17 protein-coding genes are annotated in these 21,713 nt (G+C 60.7%); 14 read left to right on the top strand and 3 right to left on the bottom strand.

What is annotated here, in order from left to right; translation table 11 throughout:
* Positions 1–5: 5 nt before the first annotated feature.
* The 14 genes from AC1MEW_RS17765 to AC1MEW_RS17700 all read left to right on the top strand — a co-directional run bounded on the left by AC1MEW_RS17765 (position 6) and on the right by AC1MEW_RS17700 (position 20,678).
* A complete protein-coding gene (locus AC1MEW_RS17765) occupies positions 6–950 on the top strand; it encodes a DUF58 domain-containing protein (protein ID WP_201203053.1) in 945 nt (314 codons plus the stop codon).
* Positions 947–1,441, top strand: a complete 495-nt coding sequence (locus AC1MEW_RS17760; RefSeq protein WP_201203052.1) for a DUF4381 domain-containing protein — start codon at positions 947–949, stop codon at positions 1,439–1,441. The genes AC1MEW_RS17765 and AC1MEW_RS17760 overlap by 4 nt, the downstream gene beginning before the upstream one ends.
* On the top strand, positions 1,434–2,513 hold the full coding sequence (locus AC1MEW_RS17755) for a vWA domain-containing protein (RefSeq protein ID WP_201257565.1): 1,080 nt from the start codon (positions 1,434–1,436) through the stop codon (positions 2,511–2,513). Before AC1MEW_RS17760 ends, AC1MEW_RS17755 begins: the two co-directional genes overlap by 8 nt.
* Positions 2,510–4,249 (top strand): vWA domain-containing protein, encoded by a 1,740-nt coding sequence (locus AC1MEW_RS17750; protein ID WP_480423037.1) that lies wholly within the window; start codon positions 2,510–2,512, stop codon positions 4,247–4,249. Before AC1MEW_RS17755 ends, AC1MEW_RS17750 begins: the two co-directional genes overlap by 4 nt.
* On the top strand, positions 4,246–5,886 hold the full coding sequence (locus tag AC1MEW_RS17745; protein WP_201203047.1) for a BatD family protein: 1,641 nt from the start codon (positions 4,246–4,248) through the stop codon (positions 5,884–5,886). The genes AC1MEW_RS17750 and AC1MEW_RS17745 overlap by 4 nt, the downstream gene beginning before the upstream one ends.
* 136 nt (positions 5,887–6,022) lie before the next feature.
* Complete coding sequence (locus AC1MEW_RS17740; protein ID WP_480423036.1) at positions 6,023–8,026, top strand: type VI secretion system Vgr family protein; 2,004 nt, start codon at positions 6,023–6,025, stop codon at positions 8,024–8,026.
* A complete protein-coding gene (locus AC1MEW_RS17735) occupies positions 8,023–8,889 on the top strand; it encodes a DUF4123 domain-containing protein (RefSeq protein WP_480423035.1) in 867 nt (288 codons plus the stop codon). The genes AC1MEW_RS17740 and AC1MEW_RS17735 overlap by 4 nt, the downstream gene beginning before the upstream one ends.
* A complete protein-coding gene (locus tag AC1MEW_RS17730) occupies positions 8,886–12,509 on the top strand; it encodes a toxin VasX (protein WP_480423034.1) in 3,624 nt (1,207 codons plus the stop codon). The genes AC1MEW_RS17735 and AC1MEW_RS17730 overlap by 4 nt, the downstream gene beginning before the upstream one ends.
* Positions 12,493–13,623, top strand: a complete 1,131-nt coding sequence (locus AC1MEW_RS17725) for a hypothetical protein (protein ID WP_480423033.1) — start codon at positions 12,493–12,495, stop codon at positions 13,621–13,623. Before AC1MEW_RS17730 ends, AC1MEW_RS17725 begins: the two co-directional genes overlap by 17 nt.
* Positions 13,616–13,822, top strand: a complete 207-nt coding sequence (locus tag AC1MEW_RS17720) for a hypothetical protein (RefSeq protein WP_480423032.1) — start codon at positions 13,616–13,618, stop codon at positions 13,820–13,822. The genes AC1MEW_RS17725 and AC1MEW_RS17720 overlap by 8 nt, the downstream gene beginning before the upstream one ends.
* Before the next feature lie 7 nt (positions 13,823–13,829).
* Complete coding sequence (locus AC1MEW_RS17715; protein WP_480423031.1) at positions 13,830–14,918, top strand: hypothetical protein; 1,089 nt, start codon at positions 13,830–13,832, stop codon at positions 14,916–14,918.
* Between the two features lie 284 nt (positions 14,919–15,202).
* Positions 15,203–16,447 (top strand): exonuclease SbcCD subunit D C-terminal domain-containing protein, encoded by a 1,245-nt coding sequence (locus AC1MEW_RS17710; protein WP_480423030.1) that lies wholly within the window; start codon positions 15,203–15,205, stop codon positions 16,445–16,447.
* Positions 16,444–20,085 (top strand): AAA family ATPase, encoded by a 3,642-nt coding sequence (locus AC1MEW_RS17705; protein ID WP_480423029.1) that lies wholly within the window; start codon positions 16,444–16,446, stop codon positions 20,083–20,085. Before AC1MEW_RS17710 ends, AC1MEW_RS17705 begins: the two co-directional genes overlap by 4 nt.
* On the top strand, positions 20,082–20,678 hold the full coding sequence (locus tag AC1MEW_RS17700) for a glutathione S-transferase (RefSeq protein ID WP_480423027.1): 597 nt from the start codon (positions 20,082–20,084) through the stop codon (positions 20,676–20,678). Before AC1MEW_RS17705 ends, AC1MEW_RS17700 begins: the two co-directional genes overlap by 4 nt.
* Before the next feature lie 149 nt (positions 20,679–20,827).
* On the opposite strand, the gene AC1MEW_RS17695 is transcribed toward AC1MEW_RS17700, so the two are convergent.
* From AC1MEW_RS17695 to AC1MEW_RS17685, 3 genes are all read right to left on the bottom strand, one after another.
* The gene (locus tag AC1MEW_RS17695) at positions 20,828–21,085 is read right to left on the bottom strand and encodes a hypothetical protein (protein ID WP_201257571.1); all 258 of its coding nucleotides are present in this window, start codon (positions 21,083–21,085) and stop codon (positions 20,828–20,830) included.
* Positions 21,082–21,294, bottom strand: a complete 213-nt coding sequence (locus AC1MEW_RS17690; protein WP_201257572.1) for a hypothetical protein — start codon at positions 21,292–21,294, stop codon at positions 21,082–21,084. The genes AC1MEW_RS17695 and AC1MEW_RS17690 overlap by 4 nt, the downstream gene beginning before the upstream one ends.
* 115 nt (positions 21,295–21,409) lie before the next feature.
* Positions 21,410–21,535: a hypothetical protein gene (locus tag AC1MEW_RS17685; RefSeq protein WP_277952933.1), complete on the bottom strand. Its 126-nt coding sequence runs from the start codon at positions 21,533–21,535 to the stop codon at positions 21,410–21,412.
* Between the last annotated feature and the right edge of the window lie 178 nt (positions 21,536–21,713).

The following is a 21,713-nucleotide window of genomic DNA, read 5'->3' as shown; positions in this document are numbered from 1 at the left end:
CCTCGATGAACGCCAGCCTGCCGCCCGAGCCGGGCATCCGTGTCAGCCTCGCCGAGCTGATCGAGATGCGCCATCGTGTGCGCGAAGTGCAGCTGTTTTCCACGCCGAGCCAGCGCAGCCCGCTGATCGGCCTGCACCACTCCAAGCTGCGTGGCCGTGGCGTCGACTTCGATCAGGTGCGGGTCTATCAGGCCGGCGACGACGTGCGCACCATCGACTGGCGCGTCACCGCCCGCACCCAGGAGCCGCACACCAAGCTGTTTCACGAGGAACGCGAACGACCGATTTTCATCATGGTCGAGCAAAGCCGTCGGCTGTTTTTCGGCTCGGGGCTGATGTTCAAGTCGGTGCTCGCGGCCCAAGCCGCGAGCCTGATCGGCTGGGCGGCCCTGGGGCATAACGACCGGGTCGGCGGGCTGGTGTTCGGCGACAACGAGCACTACGAAATCAAACCACGGCGCAGCAAGCAGAGCCTGCTGCAATTGCTCAACCGGCTGGTGCGGGTCAACCAGTCGCTGCACACCGAAAGCGAGCAGAACCGCGACTCGCTCAACATGGCCCTGCGCCGCGCCCGGGAAGTGCTGCGTCCCGGCAGCCTGGTAATCGTGATCTGCGACGAACGCGCCTTGACCGAAGGTTCCGAGCAACAGCTGAGTCTGTTGTCACGCCATTGCGACTTGTTGCTGCTGCCGCTCTCCGATCCGCTGGACCACGCCCTGCCCGCCGCCGGGCTTTTACGCTTCGCGGAGCGTGGCGCGCAGTTGGAACTTGACACCCTGAATTTCGACCTGCGCCAAGCCTATCGCGCCCAGGCCGAAGCCCGCATCGCCCGCTGGGAATTGCTTGCGCAAAAGCTGCGGGTACTGTTGATGCCACTGAGCACCCAGAGTGAAATGGTTGAGCAACTGCGCGAGTACCTGAACCCACAGAAACCGGGGAAAGGTCGATGAGCAGCCTCGAACAACTGCAACCGCTGATGACCCCGCCACCCATCGACTTCTGGCCACCGGCGCCGGGCTGGTGGCTGTTGCTGCTGTTATTGCCGCTGATCGGTTTCGGCCTGTGGCAGTTGCGGCGCTTCATTCCGAACAAACGCCCCATCGTGCGCGCCGAACAGCCGCTGGACCCGGTACGCCTCGCCGCCCTGGTCGAACTGGCGCAAATGCCCAAACCCTACGACGGCGCGCCGGCCGGTGCCTGGCTGCAGCAACTCAACGGCCTGCTCAAACGCCTGTGCCGCAACCATTACCCCTACAGCCAGAGCCACACCCTCAACGGTCGCAAATGGCTGGCATTCCTCGACAACCGCTGCCCGGCTGCTGGCCTGACACGGTGGATGGTGCTGGTGGAAGGCGCCTACAAACCCGAATGCAAACTCGACGACAAGGCCATTGCAGGCCTGACCCACGCCGTCGACACCTGGATTCGCAAACATGTTTGAGTTCGCCTGGCCGTGGATCTTTGCCCTGCTGCCATTGCCGTGGCTGATGCGCGTGCTGCTGCCGGTGGCCGACAGCGGCGAACCGGCGCTCAAAGTCAGCTTCCTAGGCGACCTCGAAGGCCTGACCCGACGCCGTGCTCGCGCCCACCTACCGGCCTGGCGCCAGCAAGCGCCGTTCATCCTACTGTGGCTGTTGCTGCTGATCGCCGCCGCCCGACCGCAATGGCTCGGCGAACCGTTGCCGATTGCTGCCAGTGGCCGCGATTTACTAGTGGCAGTGGACGTGTCCGGCTCGATGGATTTCCCCGACATGCAATGGCAGGACGAAGACGTCAGTCGCTTGTCGCTGGTCCAGCATTTGCTCGGCGACTTTCTGGAAAGCCGCGAAGGTGATCGGGTCGGGCTGATCCTGTTCGGCAGCAAGGCCTACCTGCAAGCACCGCTGACCTTTGACCGGCGCACGGTGCGCATCTGGCTCGACGAAGCGCGGATCGGCATCGCCGGCAAGAACACCGCCATCGGTGATGCGATTGGCCTGGCGCTCAAGCGTTTGCGCATGCGTCCGGCGCAAAGTCGTGTGCTGATTCTGGTGACCGACGGCGCTAACAATGGCGGCGAAATCGATCCACTGACCGCCGCTCGACTGGCCGCCAGTGAAGGCGTGAAAATCTACCCGATCGGCATCGGTGCCGACCCGGAGCAAAGCGGTACGCTGGGTTTCCTCGGCGTCAACCCGAGCCTGGACCTCGACGAGCCGGCATTGAAGGCTATCGCTGAGGCCACCGGCGGCCAGTACTTCCGCGCCCGCGACGGCAAAGAGCTGGAGGCGATCAGGGCCACCCTCGACAAACTGGAGCCGGTAACCCAGCAACCGACCCAGGCCCGTCCGGCCCAGACGTTGTATCAGTGGCCGCTGGCGTTGGCGCTGTTGTTGAGCATGTTGCTGGTGGTGCGCGAGCGCTGGCCGGACAATCCGCTGCAACGTTTCTTGAGCAAGGATCTGTTTTTGCAAACCCAACTGCCAGACTGGCGCCAACGGCTCAAACGCCTGCGCTTGCGGAGGCGTCGATGAGCGCGCTCTGGCCTTACTGGTTCCGGCCCTGGTGGCTACTGCTGTTGCCGTTGCTGGGCTGGTTGCTCTGGCAACTCTGGCATCGGCAGAAACGCGCCGGGCGCTGGCAGATGATCCTGCCGCCGGCCTTCCACGCGGCACTGCTCAGTGGCGGCAAAGGTCACGACAGTAAATTGCCGTGGGTAGTGCTGGGCCTGGCCTGGGTGCTGACCATTGGCGCGCTGCTCGGGCCGAGTTGGGAACGAGTCGAACAAACCAGCCAGAAACCCGCCGACCCGCTGGTGGTGTTGCTGGAGCTAACCCCGGAAATGCTCGCCACCGACAGCCCACCGACGCGACTGGAACAGGCGCGGCGCAAGCTGTTTGACTTGCTGCAAAGTCGCAGCGATGCCCAGACCGCAATCGTCGTTTACGCCGGCAGCGCTCACACGCTGGTGCCGTTGTCGGATGACTTGTCCACCAGCCGTAATCTGCTGGACGCGCTCAAGCCTTCGTTGATGCCCGAGGCCGGTCATCGCGCCGATCTGGCGGTGGTCAAGGCCTTGGCGCTGCTGGATCAGGGCGCTCTGGGCCAGGGCCGGATCCTGCTGATCGGCTCGTCCCTGACCGAACAGGAACGCCAGGGTATTCGCCGCGCACTGGACGGCAAGTCCACGGAGTTTCTGATGCTCGGCGTCGGCACGCCCGAAGGCGCGCCTGTGGCTCAGGAGGACGGCAGTTTCCTCAAGGACGCCCAAGGCGCGATTCTGGTGCCGCACCTCGACAACCAAGGCCTGAAAGCCTTCGCCAGCGACCTGGGCGGTCGCTACCACTCGTCAAGGCTGGACGACGCTGACCTGGGCGCCCTCGGCCTGCTCGATGGCCCGCGCAACTTGCGTAACGATGGCCAGACCCTGCGCCTCGATACTTGGGCCGACCAGGGTTACTGGCTGTTGCTGCCACTGTTACTGCTGGCCTCCTTTGCCGGACGCCGGGGTTGGTTGTTCTGCCTGCCGCTGTTGTTCCTGATGCCGCAACCGAGTTACGCCTTCGACTTTGAAGACCTGTGGCTGCGCCCCGATCAACGGGGGCTGCATTTGCTCAATCAGGAGCACCCGGCCGAGGCCGCCCAGCATTTCGAAGACCCGCAATGGCAGGGTGTGGCGCTCTATGAAGCCGGCGACTACAGCGGCGCCGCCGAGCGCTTCGCCCAAGGCGACGACGCGCGGGCGCACTACAATCGGGGTAACGCCCTGGCCAAGAGCGGTGAACTGGAAGCGGCGCTGGATGCTTATGACCAGGCCCTGGAGCGCCAGCCGGATTTGCGTCCGGCACTGACCAACAAGGCGTTGGTCGAAGCCTTGATCAAACAGAAAGCCACGCCACCGGCCGTTGAACCGGACAAAACCGAAGGCGACGAGGCCGGGACTGCCAGCGACGGCCCGCCGCCCGGCGCCGCCACCCAGCCTTCGAGCAGCGGCGAGCCGAAATCCGATACCCAGGCCACCGCGCCCGACACCGAACAACCGTCTAACGCGCCGCCGCAACCTGGCGCCAATGAAGTACCGGGCAGCGATCTGGGGGACGAACAAAGCACCACGCCTCCACGGCGCCCGGCCAACGACAGCATTGAAGGCGAACAAGCCCAGGCGCTGGAGCAATGGCTGCGCAAGATCCCGGATGACCCGGGCGAACTGCTCCGGCGCAAATTCTGGTACGAACAGCAACAACATCAGGATCAGGGAAAAATTCGATGACCCGCTTCACCGCTCTCTTGCTCGCGCTGCTCTTCTGGTCCTTTCAGGCCCAGGCTGCGGATCTGGTCGCCAGTGTGGATCGCAGTCGCCTGAACACCGGAGAAACAGTCGAACTGACCCTGGAATCCAACGACGTCACACAGTTCGGCAAACCGGACCTGACACCACTGGAGCCGCTGTTTGAAGTGCGCGGCACCCGCCAGGTCAACCAGTTGACCACGATCAACGGCGACAACCGTGCCACCACGCGCTGGATCATTACCCTGCTGCCCAAGCAAAACGGCAGCGTGGAGATACCGTCGCTGCAACTGGGCGAAGTCCGCAGTCAGCCGATCAGCATCCAGGTGGTCGAGACCGAAACCCAGGACACCAAGAACACCTTGGCGCCGGTATTCATCGAAGCCAGCCTCGATCAGTCCAGCGTGTACGTGCAGGCCCAGGCGATTTTGACCTTGCGCATCTACCATTCGGTGTCGCTGTACGACGACAGCAGCCTGACCCCGTTGCAGATTCCCGATGCGCGCATCGAACAACTGGGCGAGTCGCGCACTTATGAAAAAGTCATCAACGGTCTGCGCCATGGCGTGATCGAAATGCGCTACGCGATCTTCCCCCAACACAGCGGTGTGCTGACCATCCCGACGCAGGTGTTCAGCGCTACCCTGGTCGACGCGCAACCGTCCCAGGATACCAGCGCTCAAGGGCCGAAAACCGGCAAGTTGCTGCGCGTCAGCTCGGCCGAGATCCCACTGACGGTCAAAGCCAAACCCGCGACCTACCCAGCCGATTCGCCATGGCTGCCGGCGCGCAGCTTGAGCCTCAGCGAAAGCTGGAGCCCGGAGCCGGATCACGCGCAGGTTGGCGATTCACTGACCCGCAGCCTGACCGTGAAGGCTGAAGGCCTGGCCAGTTCACAGTTGCCGCCGCTGCCCGCGACCGACGTCAACGGCTTGCGCCGCTACCCGGACCAACCGGTGCTGGGCAATCAGAACAGTGAGCGTGGCCTGATCGGCAGTCGTGAAGATCGTGAAGCTTTGGTGCCCGCCCACAGTGGCGCCATCGAGTTGCCATCGGTGGACGTGGTCTGGTGGAACACCTTCGAAGATCACCTGGAACACAGCAATCTGCCGGCCCGAACCCTGCAAGTGACGAATAATCCGAGCCTGGTAGTCGACACCCCGGCGGGTTCTCCACAAGTGAGTTACGGCGCCGACAGCGAAGCCCTGTGGTGGTGGAAACTCAGCACCGTGATCCTGGCCTGTACCACCCTGCTCGGCTTCGGCCTCTGGTGGCGCGCCCGCTGGCAACCGGCGATCCTGCGCGCCGCGCAAACCGGCCCGAGCCCGCGCACCGTGCTCGACGACCTCAAGCGTGCCTGCCAGGCCAACGACCCCCACGCCACCCGCCAGGCCCTCGACGCCTGGGCCCGGCAACAACCGGAAACCCTGGCCGACATGGCGGCGCGTTTTGTGCCGCTGTCGGATGCGCTCGATGGCTTGAACGGCGCGCTGTACAGTGAAACCGGCCAGCATTGGCAAGGCGAAGACCTGTGGCGCGCGACCCGGGCGATCCCGATGGCTGAGCGGGTTCACGACCCGGTGGGTGACAGCGGGTTGCCGCCGCTTTATCCCAAATAGCTGTGAGAAAAGTCGCCTTCGCACCGGTAATCCCGTCTCGCGGACAAGTCCTACAGTAATTATCGACTCGACTGACTGCGCCAACCCGTAGATTCACGCAAAGTCCCGTGCCTTAAAAAGCCACAGGGATGCGCGGATGTTCAGTACGGCCAACGAAGTCGTTTTCAGACTCGATATTGCAGGTTTCCCCTACGACCTTCAGGTACTTGAGTTCCGGGCCAAGGAAGCGCTGAACCAACCTTATGAGGTCAACCTCGAACTGGTCAGCGAACGCCCCGACCTGGAACTTGAGTCGCTGCTGCATCGCCCGGCCTTTCTGACGTTTGGCCCCGACAATTCCGGCCTTCATGGCTATGTCTATCGAGTCGCCCAAGGCGACTCGGGCAAACGCCTGACCCACTATCAGATCACTCTGGTTCCCCGTCTCGCCTATCTTGCTCACCGCCACAATCAGCGCATTTTTCAGCACCTGAGCGTGCCGCAGATCATCGGCAAAGTACTGGCCGATCACGGAATCCAAGCGGATACCTGGCGCTTCCAACTCAACGCAGAGTACCGGCCACGACTCTACTGCGTGCAATACACCGAGTCAGATCTGCACTTCATTCAACGGCTGTGCGAGGAAGAAGGTCTGCACTTTCATTTTCAGCACAGTGCCTCAGGGCATTTGCTGGTGTTCGGCGATGACCAGACGGTGTTCCCGAAACCCAAGAGCCCGACGGCATATGTTCAGGGTAGCGGCATGGTTGCCGAAGCTTCGGTAATTGATCGCTTCCATATAAGCCTTGAAACCCGTACCACCCATGTCAGCCGCCGGGATTACGACTTCGAAAAACCGCGCCTGCAACTCGATAGCGAAAGCAAGAGTTCACAGTTGCCCCTGTTGGAGGACTACGCCTTCCCAGGGCAATTCACCGAGCGTGAACGCGGCAAGCATCTGGCCAGGCGGGCTCTGGAGCGCCATCGCGCCGATTACCGGCAAGCCCGTGGGCGCGGTGATCAAAGCGTCATGCGCAGCGGGCATTTCGTTGACATGACCGAACACCCACGCGGCGACTGGAATGGTTTGTGGTTGCTGATCGAGATTGAGCACGTCGGCAAACAACCTCAGGTGCTGGAAGAGTCAATAACGCACGTTAACCCTGATGACGGCTTCAGCCAGGGTTACCGCAATCAGTTCGTCGCGACACCATGGGACGTGATGTACCGACCGGCCCTTGAACACCCAAAACCCCGAATGACCGGCAATCAACATGCAGTGGTCACCGGACCACCCGGTGAAGAAATCTACTGCGACGAGTACGGCCGGGTGAAGGTCCAACTGCCGTGGGATCGCGACGGTCAGCACAACGAACACTCAAGCTGTTGGCTACGAGTTGCCGCCGGTTGGGCAAATGACCGCTATGGCAGCGTGCTGATCCCGCGAGTAGGCATGGAAGTGCTGGTGGGCTTCAGCGAGGGCGATCCCGACAAACCTTTTGTGCTGGGCTGCTTGCCTAACGCGGCGACACCCGTGCCGCTGGACCTGCCCGCCGAACAGACGCAAAGCATCTTTCGCAGCCAGAGCAGCCCCGGCGGCGGCGGTTACAACGAGTTGCGCATCGAGGACAGAGCCGGCTCAGAGGAAATAGCCCTGCGAGCCCAGCGCGATTTCGTACAGCTCGTGCTCAACGATGAACGCATTCAGGTCGACAACCAACGCACCGTCGTGGTCGGCGGCATCGCCAGCCACGACCTGCGCGCAGAAGAACAACTGTGCATTCACGGCAACCGCCTCACCGAACTCAAACAGGACGATCACCTGCTGGTGCTGGGCGAGCAACACATTCGCGTCAACAATCAGCGACTCAGCGCCTCGCAGCATATCCACCTCAGCGCCGGGCAACAGGTTGTACTCGATGGTGGAGCCCACCTGACGGTCAAGGCTGGCGGTCATTGGCTGACGCTGGGACCGGAAGGCATTCTCAGCAGCGTGGCGATTGTACCGGGCGGCGCTCCGGCCGTGGGCATGCCGGCAGTGCCGCTGATGCCGGGTGCATTGTCGCTGCGCAAGGTGACCTTCGATGCAGCGCGGCAACGCCATGCCCTGGTGTCAAACCGCAGCTCACGCTGCCTGATTTGCGAGGCGGCCCGAGCATGAGCCTCTCAACTTCACTCCCGGCAGACCTGCCCTGGGGCGAGCAACAGGCGTTTGTGTTGCTGGATGGCGCGACCCTCAGCGATCTACCGCAACGCTTGAAACAATTGAGTCCCGGCGCAAACACCCTTGCGCTGTACGACTGCCCGCCCTTCACCGAGCTGCGGGATATTTCACCGCTGTTAGTGATGATCGAGCAGCCTGCGGCGCCAATTTTTCAGTTCTATCTGGAGCACGCACACGAGGAATGGGGCGTGTTGCTGTTCAGCCCGGAGTCGACGGATAGCGTTGTCCGCCACTTGCGCAAATTGCTGACAGTCGAGCTGTCGCAGGGTCAGCAGGTGTTCCTGCGCCTGGCCGATGCCGGCGTGCTGCACGGCTTGCTCAGCAGCGGCGATCAGCGCTTGTTTGGCCCGGTTTCTTGTGCCGTGATTGCCGACTGCGTCAGCGCCAACTGGCATCGCCATCAGCCACGCCTGACCGGTTGCTCTGAACTGCCGATGCCCTACCGTTTGAGCCTTGAGCAAGAGGCAGCGCTGGAACAGGTGGATCGGCGCCGTGCATTGCTGGAACTCGACACGCATCTATGCCGCTTTTTCCCTGAACACCAGGCCGGTCAAACCGTTGCCCTGCGCTGGCCAATGCTCGAACAACGCTTCGAGGAGGCCCACGCCCTCGGCTTGAGCAGCCAATCCGAGTTGTTCTATTACGCCAACGTCATGGCCTCGTTGGACGGCTCACCGCTCGATCAGCACCCACACATCAATCGACTGCTGCACACGCCGTCGCTGCAATCGCCCGGCGAGCGCATTGCGCTGGCCGCTGACCTCGCCCACCAGTGGGCCATCCAACGGGGCCGCCCATGAACTCACCCGCTAACCTCGCCGCCGCTGCGGCGCCCAAAACCGCCATTGGCTCGCCCGGTGCCTGCCCTTTGCAGCAAGCCCAGGTACAGCTCCTGCCGTTGCGCTATGGCCTGGTGGAAAAACCCTTCGATCCTCGCGCCGAGTTGAAGCTGCCTTACGCCCTTGAAAACCGCCCGCTGGGCATTCGCCTGTTGCGCGATGGCTGGTTGTACGTGATCGATAGCGTCACCGGCCACCTGCACGAATACCGTGTCATCAATGGATTGGTCAGCGCCCTGGTGCACAAGGGTGCCAAGGTCGCCAGCGATCAGCGATCACCCATTGAGGAGCAGCCGGCATTGGTGTTTTCGAGGCGCAGCACTTTGCATGTGAGCTTCGCCGAGGTGCAGTGGACCGCCGCCAAATGCACTCAGGTGACCGACAGCCGTGAGGAGCGCGAACACTTCATGCAGGTCGTCGCACTCGGCGCGGTGGATTGCAAAAGCGGTGGTGAGCATCTGCTGACGGTCGAGCAAGGCAAGCAGTGGTTGGCGGAGGTTGCGAATCAAAAACCGCAAGCTGCTCAAGAGAACACTGAGCCGGAAAAAGGGTCGCCGACGGACGCGGTTCTTTTGCCGACGGTGCAAGTCAGCGACGCCCCCGAGCACGAACGCGAACCCTATCTGTGGGAACAGCCTCGACGCTTTCGCGAGGCGCACATTGGCGAGTTTCTGGGTCAGGTGCGCGCGCCCTATCAGGACGACACTTTGTTTCTCGTGGTGCAGGATGACCTCGGCGTGTTGCGCGACCTGGCCGAGTATCAAGACCGTGTGGTCGGTTGGGTCGACGACTGGACCAATGCCGGTCACAACGAGCGTAATTACTTGCTGGCCTGCTACATCGAGTCGCTGAGCCAGCTCAGCCCGGCGGATATCGAAAAATTGTCCGAGGCCAGCGATGACCCGAGGGTCAAGGCCCTGCTGGGCGATCTGGAACAGGTGCCCGAACCCGACCGGGAACAGACTCGCAAAGCCTTGCTCGACTACCTGAACAAGGGCGGCAAAGTCGAACCACAGGATGCCCCGGTGACACCGGATCTGGAGCAACTACGCAAGCAGGCCCACGCCGAAGCGTTCGAGATGGCCAAGTACCAAGGCGCCAGCCCCGATTTCACTGCGCATAGCCGCGCCAGTGATGATGCAGATCGCCGTTACTACGCCCGCCAACACTTTGCAGTGGCCCCTGCTGACTTCGTCGAACGCCACCTCGACACACTGATCAAACTCGGCAGGGAGCAAAACAAACGCATCAAGGAGCTGGTCGAAGGCTCCCGTTTCAGCGGCAAACGCGGGATCAACGACTTCATCGACCGCCCCACCATGGACAACGAACTGTTTCAGTACCGCGCCGACCTCGGCCGCTGGAACCGCGTGCTTGAGCGCATCACCGCCGACCGCACGATGCTGGTGTGTGCCGGGCGCTACCACCGTTCGGCCTGGTACTACGACGCGCACGAGCCAGCGCAACTGGGTCAGGCCTTCAGCGCCGAATACGCCTGCATCAAAGACATCTGCCGCAGTGATCACGCGAGCAAGAAAATACTGGGCTATCTGGAAAAACACCCGGAATTGACCCGGCCATTGTTCTACACCCTGCCCTTGCGCCTTCAGCAGGAACAGGCCGCGCAGTACAGCACGCTGTTCAACGCCGGCATGGCCCTGTTCAACAACCTGCCAAGCTGGCTGGCCGAACTAAAGAAAATCGAACAACCGCACCTCCCTGCCCTCGACGATTTGCCCGAGCACACCCGCGCCGTCGCTGACGCCGCCCAGCACAGTCTCAGCCCGGCGCTGAACCTGGGCCTGAGCCAGGCGCTGGAAGGCTTCGACCTGACGGGAGACAAAATCCCCGACCTCGACGAGCTGTTCCAGCGCCTGCCAAAAGCGCTGCACACCCGGCTACTCGATGCCGCGAAAACCACCGGCGTGACCTTCACCGTCGCCACCCCAGCGGAACAGGCGGCACTGCAAACCAACCTCAAGGAACTGCTCAGGGAACGCGACTACCTCAAAACCCTGACCCGTGAACGCAACCAACTCACCCACAACAAAAACCGCCAGGGGCATAAGACGCCACGGGCGGTGGAGTTGCAGGGTGAGATTGCTCGGGTGCGAGGGCAGTTGGCGCAGCTTGAGGGGCAGTTGGCGGGGGCGCTGAGCCCGATTGCGGAGTTGCCTGATCAGTCGGCGCGACTTTACGGCGCAACGCAGGCTCGGGCGGGGGTGACGGTGGTGTTTCCGCCGGCGCAGCAGCAGGAAGTGCGGGGGTTGTTGAGGAATATTCGGATGGGGGTTGGGGCGGTGCCGAATTCGGGGTTGATTCGGAGTGAAGGGATGGGGTTGTTGGTGTTTTTGGTGCAGGGGGTGAATTTGGTTTCGGTCATGAAGGAGACGTTTAGCCAATCGCGGGATAAGCGGAAGTTGGGGCCGTTGATTAATGCGAGTTTTGCGACTGGGGCTGCTGGGTTCACTGCAGCTCAAAGTTTGGCAGACACCGCTCTGAAGGCTCGAAGCGCGGAGCTTGTTGCTGGACTTCAAAATCACGCATTACGGAATGTTCATGTGCAAATGGGAAAGATGCATATCGGTCTGGGTGTTTTGACTTACGGCTTCGGCTTTGCATCTTCAATAGTCAGTCTGAATACCCAAATCGAGAATTGGCAGCAAGCTACACGCAGCGGAAATCACTCCGCACAGAACAGTGCGGCGCTTGCCACATTAGGGGCCGGCGGTATGACAACCGTTAATGCCTACGGCCTGAGTCATACCTTCTACGACACCTTTAAAGTCTTGACGGCAAGGAGGGGCGAGGCACGAAAAGTCGCCTGGGCCGCCGCGGGGACTAGACTATCCACGGTGTTCTTCCGGTTCAACTTGGCCGGTGCATTGTTCACCGTGCTGGAGCTGGGTGGCACATGGCTCTTCAACCGTTACAACATTAGCGCTCACGACAAATGGCTCAAAACCACGCCATGGAGCTTGGATACTGATGCACGTGGCGATCATCCGCTGGATGAATATAAGCTCAATCTGGCCCGCTTACTTCACGCTCCTTACGCGCAACTTGGCCCAAACGAGCATGACTCTTGGCTGAAAAAATTATTGTTAAAGGCGAAGCCCAAGGACATCCACCTGGTGTTGCCAGGGCTCGAACTCAATAACTTTCAACCGCCCCTAAGTGGTCAACCGACTCATCGTCTGGGCATCGGCGCTTGGCGTGTATCAGTCCCGCTCCACAATCGTGGCGGGCCTCAGGAACGCAAGAGCATCATCAGCGATGAACTAGTGAACAGTCTGCGCATTGTGCAAACAGGACCAAATGGACTGGTGCTATGTCTCCAATATCCGTTGGATCCTGAAGCCGAATTTACTCCGGCGTCCGAAACGCTGGAACTGGCCGTCTGCGTTCAGAACTTGAACGGCAATGGCGAGTGGGTTTCCCGTACCTGCATCATTCGCCTCAATCCACGCAGTGAGGGCCATTTCCCCGTGTCACCCCCTCAATCCGTCACTGGGCATCCACCGGTGCTGCTGGTTCAAACCCATTTGTTGGAGCTAGTAGACCATGCCCAGCAAGATTGATAGCGTCATGCCTGCCCCGCGCCTCGAACAGCAAAGAAAGGCTGGCGATGTCGAGCCTTCTCCTGGAGGGAGGATTACTTATCTCGCACCTCTGCCATTGCCGACACCGCTACCACCTTACGGTCCTCACATTGGTGAGTTAAATGGGGTGCACATGGACTTCGGGTTGGGATTACCTCAAGTATTTTCATGGCAAGTGATATTGGGGGGGCCGTTTAGTGTTGCCTTCATGATTACTTTCCTAATCCCCCCAGCAATTGGCTGCATGGGCCTCATGTTCGGATATGACTTCGCATACGTATGGGAATTTGTCATTGATTTATTTTTCGCAACTTATGGATATGGCCTAGTAACCGGGTTTTCGATGCTGGCGATCGGCCTAGCCGTCTGGCACCACAACCACAAAAAACGCCTCCATATCATCCCCACCCGCTTCAACCGACAACGCCGCGAAGTCTGCTTTAACCCCGAAGGCGCCACCGAACCCGTCTTCGTCCCCTGGGAATCCCTCTCCGCCTGGGTCATCGAAGCCCAAGGCGCCACCCAATACGGCATCCACCGCCAATACGGCATGGGCATTGGTTTCCAGCACGGCGAAACCCTGACCAGCGTCGAATTCCCCTGCTTCGGCCTCCCCCTCGCCATCAGCCACTGGGAAGCCATCCGCGGCTACATGGAATACGAAGTCAACGACCTAAAATCCATCCAGGACCTCGAAGACCTACAACTCCCCGACGACCCACCCCACGAAGGCCTGCACACCTTCCACAACGCCCGTGCGCGTATGCATCAGGAGATTCGCGACGGCGAACGCAACCGGCTCTCGGGGTTTTTCTGGTACCTGTACCACGTCATGACCCTATGGACGATTCCCAACTATCTGACCGAATGGGAAGTGCGCCGCCTCCAGAAACTGGGCCCACAGGCCATGCCGGAAGTGATGCAGAAATGGTCCGAGCCGCTGCCGAAGGAGCAATGGGCGAAGCCGAGTGAAGAACTGGTGCGGATGAGCGAACAGGTCCGGCAACTGCATAAACGCCAACCGAGGCGGCCGATTACCGAGATTTTTGCTGAAGTGCGGCGGTTGAATCCGACGGACAAACGACGTGCATGAAATGTTCTGTCTGGGTGACTACGTGCAGACCTTGAACGCCAACGGCGAGTGGATTTCTCGCATTTACGTCATTCGCCTCAACCCTCGTAGCGAGGGCCTTTTCCCTGCGCTGCCTGCTCAATCCGTCGCCGAGCGTCCACCGAAGTTGCTGGTTGAAACCCATTTGTTAGAGCTGGCTGATCATGCCCATAAAGATTGATAGCGCCATGCCTGATCCTCAACTCAAACATCAGAGAAAGGCTGGTGATGTTGAGCCATTTCCAAGCGGAAAAATCACTTATCTCGCGCCTTTGCCGTTGCCGACACCGATGCCACCGCATGGCCCTCACATTGGGGAGCTAAATGATGTGTACATGGACTTCGGGCTGGGATGGCCGCAGATATTTTCATGGCAGGTCATATTAGGTTTGCCATTCAGTGGGACCTGTATGTTCATTTTTCTATTTCCGTTGTTTTGTTTTTGTTTTGGTCTCATCTCAGGGTACGAATGGCTGTACTCGTGGGAGTTTACGGTGGATGTTTTTTATGCAGCGTCAGAGGTTGGACTCTTAGCTGCTTTTATTTCATTACTCATCGGCCTAGCGGTCTGGCACCACAACCACAAAAAACGCCTCCATATCATCCCCACCCGCTTCAACCGCCAACGCCGCGAAGTCTGCTTCAACCCCGAAGGCGCCACCGAACCGGTCTTCGTCCCCTGGGAATCCCTCTCCGCCTGGGTCATCGAAGCCCAAGGCGCGACCCAATACGGCATGGGCATTGGTTTCCAGCACGGAGAAACCCTCACCAGCGTTGAATTCCCCTGCTTTGGTCTACCCCTCGCCATCAGTCACTGGGAAGCCATCCGCGGCTACATGGAATACGAAGTCAACGACCTCAAAGCCATCCAGGACCTCGAAGACCTGCAACTCCCCGACGACCCGCCCCACGAAGGCTTACACACCTTCCACAACGCCCGAGCGCGCATGCATCAGGAGATTCGCGACGGCGAACGCAACCGACTCTCAGGCTTTTTCTGGTACCTGTACCACGTCATGACCCTATGGACGATCCCCAACTACCTGACCGAATGGGAAGTCCGCCGCCTCCAGAAACTGGGCCCGCAGGCCATGCCGGAAGTGACGCAGAAATGGTCCGAGCCGCTGCCGAAGGAGCAATGGGCGAAGCCGAGTGAAGAACTGGTGCGGATGAGCGAACAGGTCCGGCAACTGCATAAACGCCAACCGAGGCGGCCGATTACCGAGATTTTTGCTGAAGTGCAGCGATTGAACACCGGCTGCAAAGTTAGCGGGTAAAGCGACTTTTTGTGGCGAGGGGGCTTGCCCCCGTTCGGCTGCGCAGCAGTCGCCCGACCAGGCAATTCGTTTTATCAGGCTGATCGCAGGGGGCCGCTTCGCGCCCCAACGGGGGCAAGCCCCCTCGCCACAGGTAAGCCTCGTAGCCACAGGCAAGCCTTCTGGCTACAGGTGAATTCGGTCAGATCCGTCGCACCATCCCTCGTATTTGCCAGTAAACTCTCTGCCCTTTAGCCGCCATCCTTTCCCACGCGGCCATCACCTTATTTCCTACGGAGTACGCCTTGCGTCTGTTCCACACCTCCGACTGGCACCTTGGGCAGAACCTGCACGGCCAGGACCGCGATTTCGAGCACGGTTGTTTCCTCGAGTGGCTGTTGCGCCAGCTAAAGCTGGACCAGCCCGACGTGCTGCTGATTGCCGGCGATATCTTTGACACGGTTAACCCGCCGGTCACCGCCCAGGAACGCCTCTACGACTTTATCGTCAGCGCCCATGAGCAGCAGCCGTTACTGACGATCGTGATGATCGCCGGCAACCATGACTCCGGTTCGCGGATTGAACTGCCCGCGCCGTTGATGCGCCGTTTGCGCACCCACGCGCTCGGCCGGGTGTTGTGGCTTGATGACGGCCAACTCGACGCCGAACGCCTGCTGCTACCGCTGCCCGACGCTACTGGCGAGATTGCCGGTTGGTGCCTCGCGCTGCCGTTCCTGCGGCCTGCCGAAGTGACCGGCGCGCATTTGGGCGACAACTACTTGCGCGGTATTGGCCAGGTGCATGAATGGCTGATCGAAGCGGCGAACGCCAAGCGCAAGCCAGGTCAGGCCTTGATCGCCATCAGCCACGCGCACATGGCGGGCGGTTCGGTGTCGGAAGACTCCGAGCGCAGCCTGATTATCGGCAACGCCGAAGCGCTGCCCGCCAGCCTGTTCGGGCCAAGCATCAGCTATGTGGCCCTCGGTCACTTGCACAAGCCGCAGAAGGTCAACGGTGAGGAACGCATTCGCTACAGCGGCTCGCCGATTCCGTTGTCGTTCTCCGAGATCAACTATCAGCATCAGATTCTCGATATCACCCTCGATGGCGAGACCCTGGTCAGCGTCGAACCGAAACTGATCCCGCGGGCGGTCAATCTGCAACGCGTCGGCCCTGCGCCATTGGCGGAAATCCTCCTGCAACTGGCCGACTTGCCAAACATTGATCTGCTGGAAGACCTCCAGCGCCAGCCGTGGCTGGAAGTGCGGGTGCGCCTCGACGAGCCGCAACCGGATCTGCGTCATCAAGTCGAAACCGCCCTGCAAGGCAAGGCTGTACGACTGGTGCGGATCGCCGCCGAGTACGCCGGCAACGGCGGTAAAGATGGCGCCGATGACGGCACCACGCTGATCGAACTCGATCAACTTTCGCCTCAGGAACTGTTCAGCCGCGCCTGGCAGGACAACTACGGCAGCGAGGTCGATGAGCAAACCCTCAAGGACTTCGCCGAGTTGCTGCAAGACGTGCAGATGGAGAGCGAACAGCCATGAAGATCCTCGCGATCCGCCTGAAAAACCTCGCCTCGCTGGCCGGGCCTTTTGAAATCGACTTCACCGCCGAGCCGTTGGCCAGCGCTGGACTGTTCGCCATTACCGGGCCGACCGGCGCCGGCAAAAGCACCTTGCTCGACGCCTTGTGCCTGGCGTTGTTTGGCGCCGTGCCGCGCCTGAACAACACTGGGCGCGACGCCAAAGTGCCGGACGCTGACGGCGAAATCGGCACCGGCGACCCGCGCACCCTGCTGCGTCGTGGCACCGGCGAAGGTTATGCCGAAGTGGATTTCGTCGGCATCGACGGCCGCCGCTACCGGGCGCGCTGGGAAGCCAATCGCGCTCGGGAAAAGGCTGGCGGCAAGCTGCAAGCCAGTCGCCAAAGCCTGCGCGATATCGATCAGGATCAGCTGCTGGCCAGCCAGAAAGGCGACTACAAGACTCAGCTCGAAGCCGCGTTGGGCCTGAACTTCGAACAGTTCACCCGCGCCGTGCTGCTGGCCCAAAGCGAGTTCAGCGCCTTTCTCAAGGCGGACGACAACGACCGCAGTGAACTACTGGAAAAACTCACCGACACTGCGCTCTACACGCGCTTGGGTCGCCGGGCGTTCGACAAGACCAAAGAGGCTCGCGAGGCCCACAAACTGTTGCAGGATCAGGCCACCGGCGTCACGCCGTTGTCCCCCGAGGCGCGCGCCGAGCTCGATGAGCGCTTCAACGAAGCCCAGCAGCAACTCAAGACCCAGCAAGCGCAACTCAAGCAACTTGAAGAGCAACACACCTGGCTGAAGAACCTGCGCCAGTTGCAGGACGACCAACAGAGCGCCAACGAACAACTGCAATCGGCCCAGCAACACTGGGAGAGTCTGGCCGGCGAACGGCTGAAGCTGACGCGCCTGGAGCAACTGGCGCCGCAGCGGCATCAATTTGCGCGCAAAACTGAACTCACCGCGCAGCTCACGCCGCTGGCGGCGCAGATTCAGCAGCACACGCAACAGCAACAGGAACTGACCGAGCGCCAGACTCAACTCGAACAGAGCCTGAGTGGCGCCCACGTCGCGTTGACTGACGCGCAAAACCAGCACAGTGCCGGTGCGCCGTTGCTGCGTCAGGCCTTTGAAGAGCAAAGCACCCTCGCCCGTCTGGCGAAAGATGCGAGCCTGAGCGCCGACCTCAAGCAACAGGCCGAACTGGCCTGCACTCAGGGTCAGAGCACCATTCAAGGTTTGCTCGACCAGCAAAAACAAGTTGCTGAACGCTTACAACGCATCGCCGGGGAGCTTGAGCAAAGCGTTCACCTGGCGCCGTTGAGTGAGGCCTGGAACGCTTACCGCGATCGTCTGCAACAACTGATGCTGATCGGCAATCGCCTGAACAAAGGCCAGGCCGAACTGGCCGCCCTTGAACATAGTGCCACCCGCGCCGCCGAAGAACTGGCCGAGCAAAAGCAGAATCTGGAAGTGCTCTACAAAGAGGCCGGCGCCGAACCTGAAGCCGTGGCCGAGCAGATCCAGTTGTTGAGCACGCTGCTACAGGACAACCGCAAGCAACTGCGCGCCTTCGAAGAACTGACGCGTCTGTGGGCCAGTCAGCAGGAACTGGACAAGCGCGGCGCCGAGCTTCAACAGCGCCAGCTCGCCGCCCAGCAAGAACGCGAGCGCCTGACGCAGGACGGGGTGAAAACCAAGGCTGAACTGACCGTCGCCGAGCAGACCCTGACCGTCACTCGCGAACTGCTGGAGCGCCAACGCCTGGCCCTCAGCGAAAGCGTCGAGGAACTGCGCGCGCAGTTGCAGGACGATCAGCCGTGCCCGGTTTGTGGCAGCCCGGATCATCCTTATCATCAGCCCGAAGCGTTACTGCAAAGCCTCGGCCGGCATGATGAAAGTGAACTGACCAACGCACAGAAAGCCGTCGACCTGCTGAAGGAAAAACTCACCGATCTGCGCACCGAAGTCGGCGGCTTGATCGCCCAGCAAAAAGAACTGCTGCAACAGCAGGAACAGCTCGCAACCCAGCAACAAAGCTTGGCGCCAAGCCTCGAAGCCCATCCACTGTCGGCTCAGTTGCTGAATCAGGACGTCGCCAAACGCGATGCCTGGCTGACGCAACAAAACAGTCAGTTGAACCAGAGCATCACCCAGGACGAACAACGCCAGACCGCCCTGCTCACCCTGCAACAGGACGCCGCGCGCCTGGCGCAGCATCTACGCAGCGCCGAAACGGCTAGCCAGCAGGCGACCCAACACCTGAGCACTCAGCAGCAGGCGTTAAGCAGTGATCGTCAGCGGCTGGACGAAGAGCTGACGGCGTTCAGCACGCTGCTTCCGGCCGATACGTTGGACGCGTTGCGCAACGAGCCGGCCGCGACCTTCATGCAGCTCGATCGGCAGATCGCCCAGCGTCTGGAACAACTGGACCAGCAGCGCGACGAACTCGGCGAACAGCAACAGCGCCAGCAGACGCTGGAGAAAGAGCAGTATCAACAGCTGAATCGCGTCCAACAGTTGGAAACCGCACAACAGCAGTTCATCGTGCTGGCCGAGCAGCAACAGGCTTGCCAGCAGAAACTGGCGCAATTGCTCGGCGAGCACAGCAGCGCCGAACAGTGGCAGCAGCAACTTGATCAAGCCGTCGAACAGGCACGCCATGCCGAGGCTGCGGCCAATCAGGAACTGCAAGCCGTGCGCACGCGATTGGTGCAACTGGCTGCTGAACTCAAGGCGCAGCAAGAACGCTCCGAAGCGCTGGAAACTGAAGACCGCGAACTGAGCGGCAAGATTGCTGACTGGCGCGCGCGGCATCCGGAGCTGGATGACGGTGGACTGGAAGCGTTGCTCAGTGTCGACGATCAACAGGTCAGTGAACTGCGCCAGCAATTGCAGCTCAGCGAAAAAGCCATCGAACAAGCCAAGGTGCTGTTGCAGGAGCGCGATGAGCGCTTGCTCAAGCATCAAGCGCAACACAACGGCAACCTCGACGCCGAGCAACTGGCAACCGCGCTCGCGGAACTGCAAAACCTATTCGCCGCCAGCGAACATCGCTGCGCCGAACTGCGCGCCGAACAGGCCGAGGATCAGCGCCGGCAGAATGCCAATCAGGCGTTGGCCCAGCAAATCGCCGACGCCTACACCGAATTCCAGCGCTGGGCACGCTTGAGTGCCCTGATCGGCTCGGCCACCGGCGACACCTTCCGCAAGATCGCCCAGGCCTACAACCTCGACCTGTTGGTGCATCACGCTAACGTGCAGTTGCGGCAACTGGTGCGGCGCTATCGCCTGAAACGCGGTGGCAGCATGCTCGGCTTGCTGGTAATGGACACAGAGATGGGCGACGAACTGCGCTCGGTGCATTCGTTGTCCGGCGGCGAAACGTTCCTGGTGTCATTGGCATTGGCGCTCGGCTTGGCGTCGATGGCGTCGAGCACACTGAAAATCGAATCGCTGTTCATCGACGAAGGCTTCGGCAGCCTCGATCCGGAATCCCTGCAACTGGCCATGGACGCCCTCGACGGCTTGCAGGCGCAGGGCCGCAAGGTCGCGGTGATCTCACACGTACAGGAAATGCATGAGCGGATTCCGGTGCAGATTCAGGTCCGCCGTCAGGGCAATGGCCTGAGCACCCTGGAGGTGAAATGACCACGCTCTATTCCTTCCGCCGCTGCCCCTACGCCATGCGTGCTCGCATGGCGCTGCGTTATTGCGGGGTTGAAGTGCAGATTGTCGAGGTCAGCCTGAAGGCAAAACCGGCCGAGATGCTCGCGCTGTCGAGCAAGGGCACGGTGCCGGTGCTGGAGGTTGATGGTCGGGTGATTGATGAGAGTCTTGCGATCATGCACTGGGCGTTGGCGCAGAACGATCCTGAGGATTGGTTGCTCAAGGATGACCCCGCCGGGCAGCAACGCATTGCTGAACTGATCGAAGAAAACGATCAGGTGTTCAAGGTGCATTTGAATCACTACAAGTACGCCGAACGCTATCCCGAGCAACCGATGGAACATTATCGGGCTGAGGGTGAGGTGTTCTTGCGTAAGCTGGATGAATTGCTAGAGGGCCGAGACTACTTGCTCGCCGGGCGCCTAAGCTTGGCAGATGTCGCGTTGATCCCGTTTGTGCGGCAGTTCGCGCACGTGGATCGGGACTGGTTCGGGCAGACGCCTTTCCTGCGGTTGCAGGCGTGGCTCCAACACTTCCTCGATTCAGAACTGTTTACCGGCGTAATGAAAAAGTAAGAACACATCAACACTGTGGCGAGGGGGCTTGCCCCCGTTCGGCTGCGCAGCAGTCGTAAAACCAAGCAACTCGGTTGGTCTGAAAAACTGTGTGGGGCTGCTTCGCAACCCGACGGGGGCAAGCCCCCTCGCCACAATTGACCCAGTTCTCAGGCTAAAACAGAGCACATCCCCAATGCCGAGCAATCCACCTGAAACGGCCCGAAAAACTCGGCCCGGACCTTCAACGGCGGATTCCCCACCAGCAAGCCCAAGCCCTTGGCCGTCTGAATGTTGTGGGCGATGCTGTGATTGCATTCGATGGCCCGCGCCACCGACCCCGCCGAGCCCTGCCCGATCCCCAGCAAAGAAAAACCATTGGTGATGAACGCCAGAAAGGCGACGACCCAGAGTTTGCGCCCTTTCATGCTCCCACCACTCCCGCAACGTCCGCGTGATCAACCACCACGCTTTGCGCGCGGTGTTCGAACTGGATGCCGGGATAGGCGACTTGAATCGGCGCTTGGAGGTCGTGTTGCGATTGGGCCGACAGGCTGACAATGAGCACCATGGTCACGTAAAGACCGATGGCCAGGTAGGCGCCGTGTTTGGCAGAAGTGAGGATTGCGCTGGCCATGGTGTTCTCCGTGGGCATGTTTCAGTGCCCACAGGATCGATCAAAAAACCGAAGTTAACTAGCGACCTTTATGCATAGTAGCCATCAGTTTTATTGATCATGAACCCGGCCGGATTCAGTCCTCGATAAAGCTCATCAAGCGCTCACGGGCCGCATCCGGCTCGTCTAAAACGGGCTGGACAGCCGAGAGAATCGGGGTGGAGTAGAGAAACAGAAGAACCACTGCCAGACGCATCGCCATGCCGCCGATCCTTTTCAAAGAGGAGGAGTCAAAAAATCAGCGTCAAATTTAAACTGATGGCTACGTGATATCAAGCAAGGGAATGATATCAATATGATGCTGTCGTAAACGCGTTATGCAGGAGCGACATCACTCATTGTTTTTCGAGCCGTTGGCGGTCGATCAAAACAAGTGACTT

The sequence above is a fragment of the Pseudomonas sp. ASL4 genome, from assembly GCF_056680395.1.
Note: the sequence above shows the minus strand (reverse complement) of the source record. Positions and strands in the feature narration are given on the sequence as shown.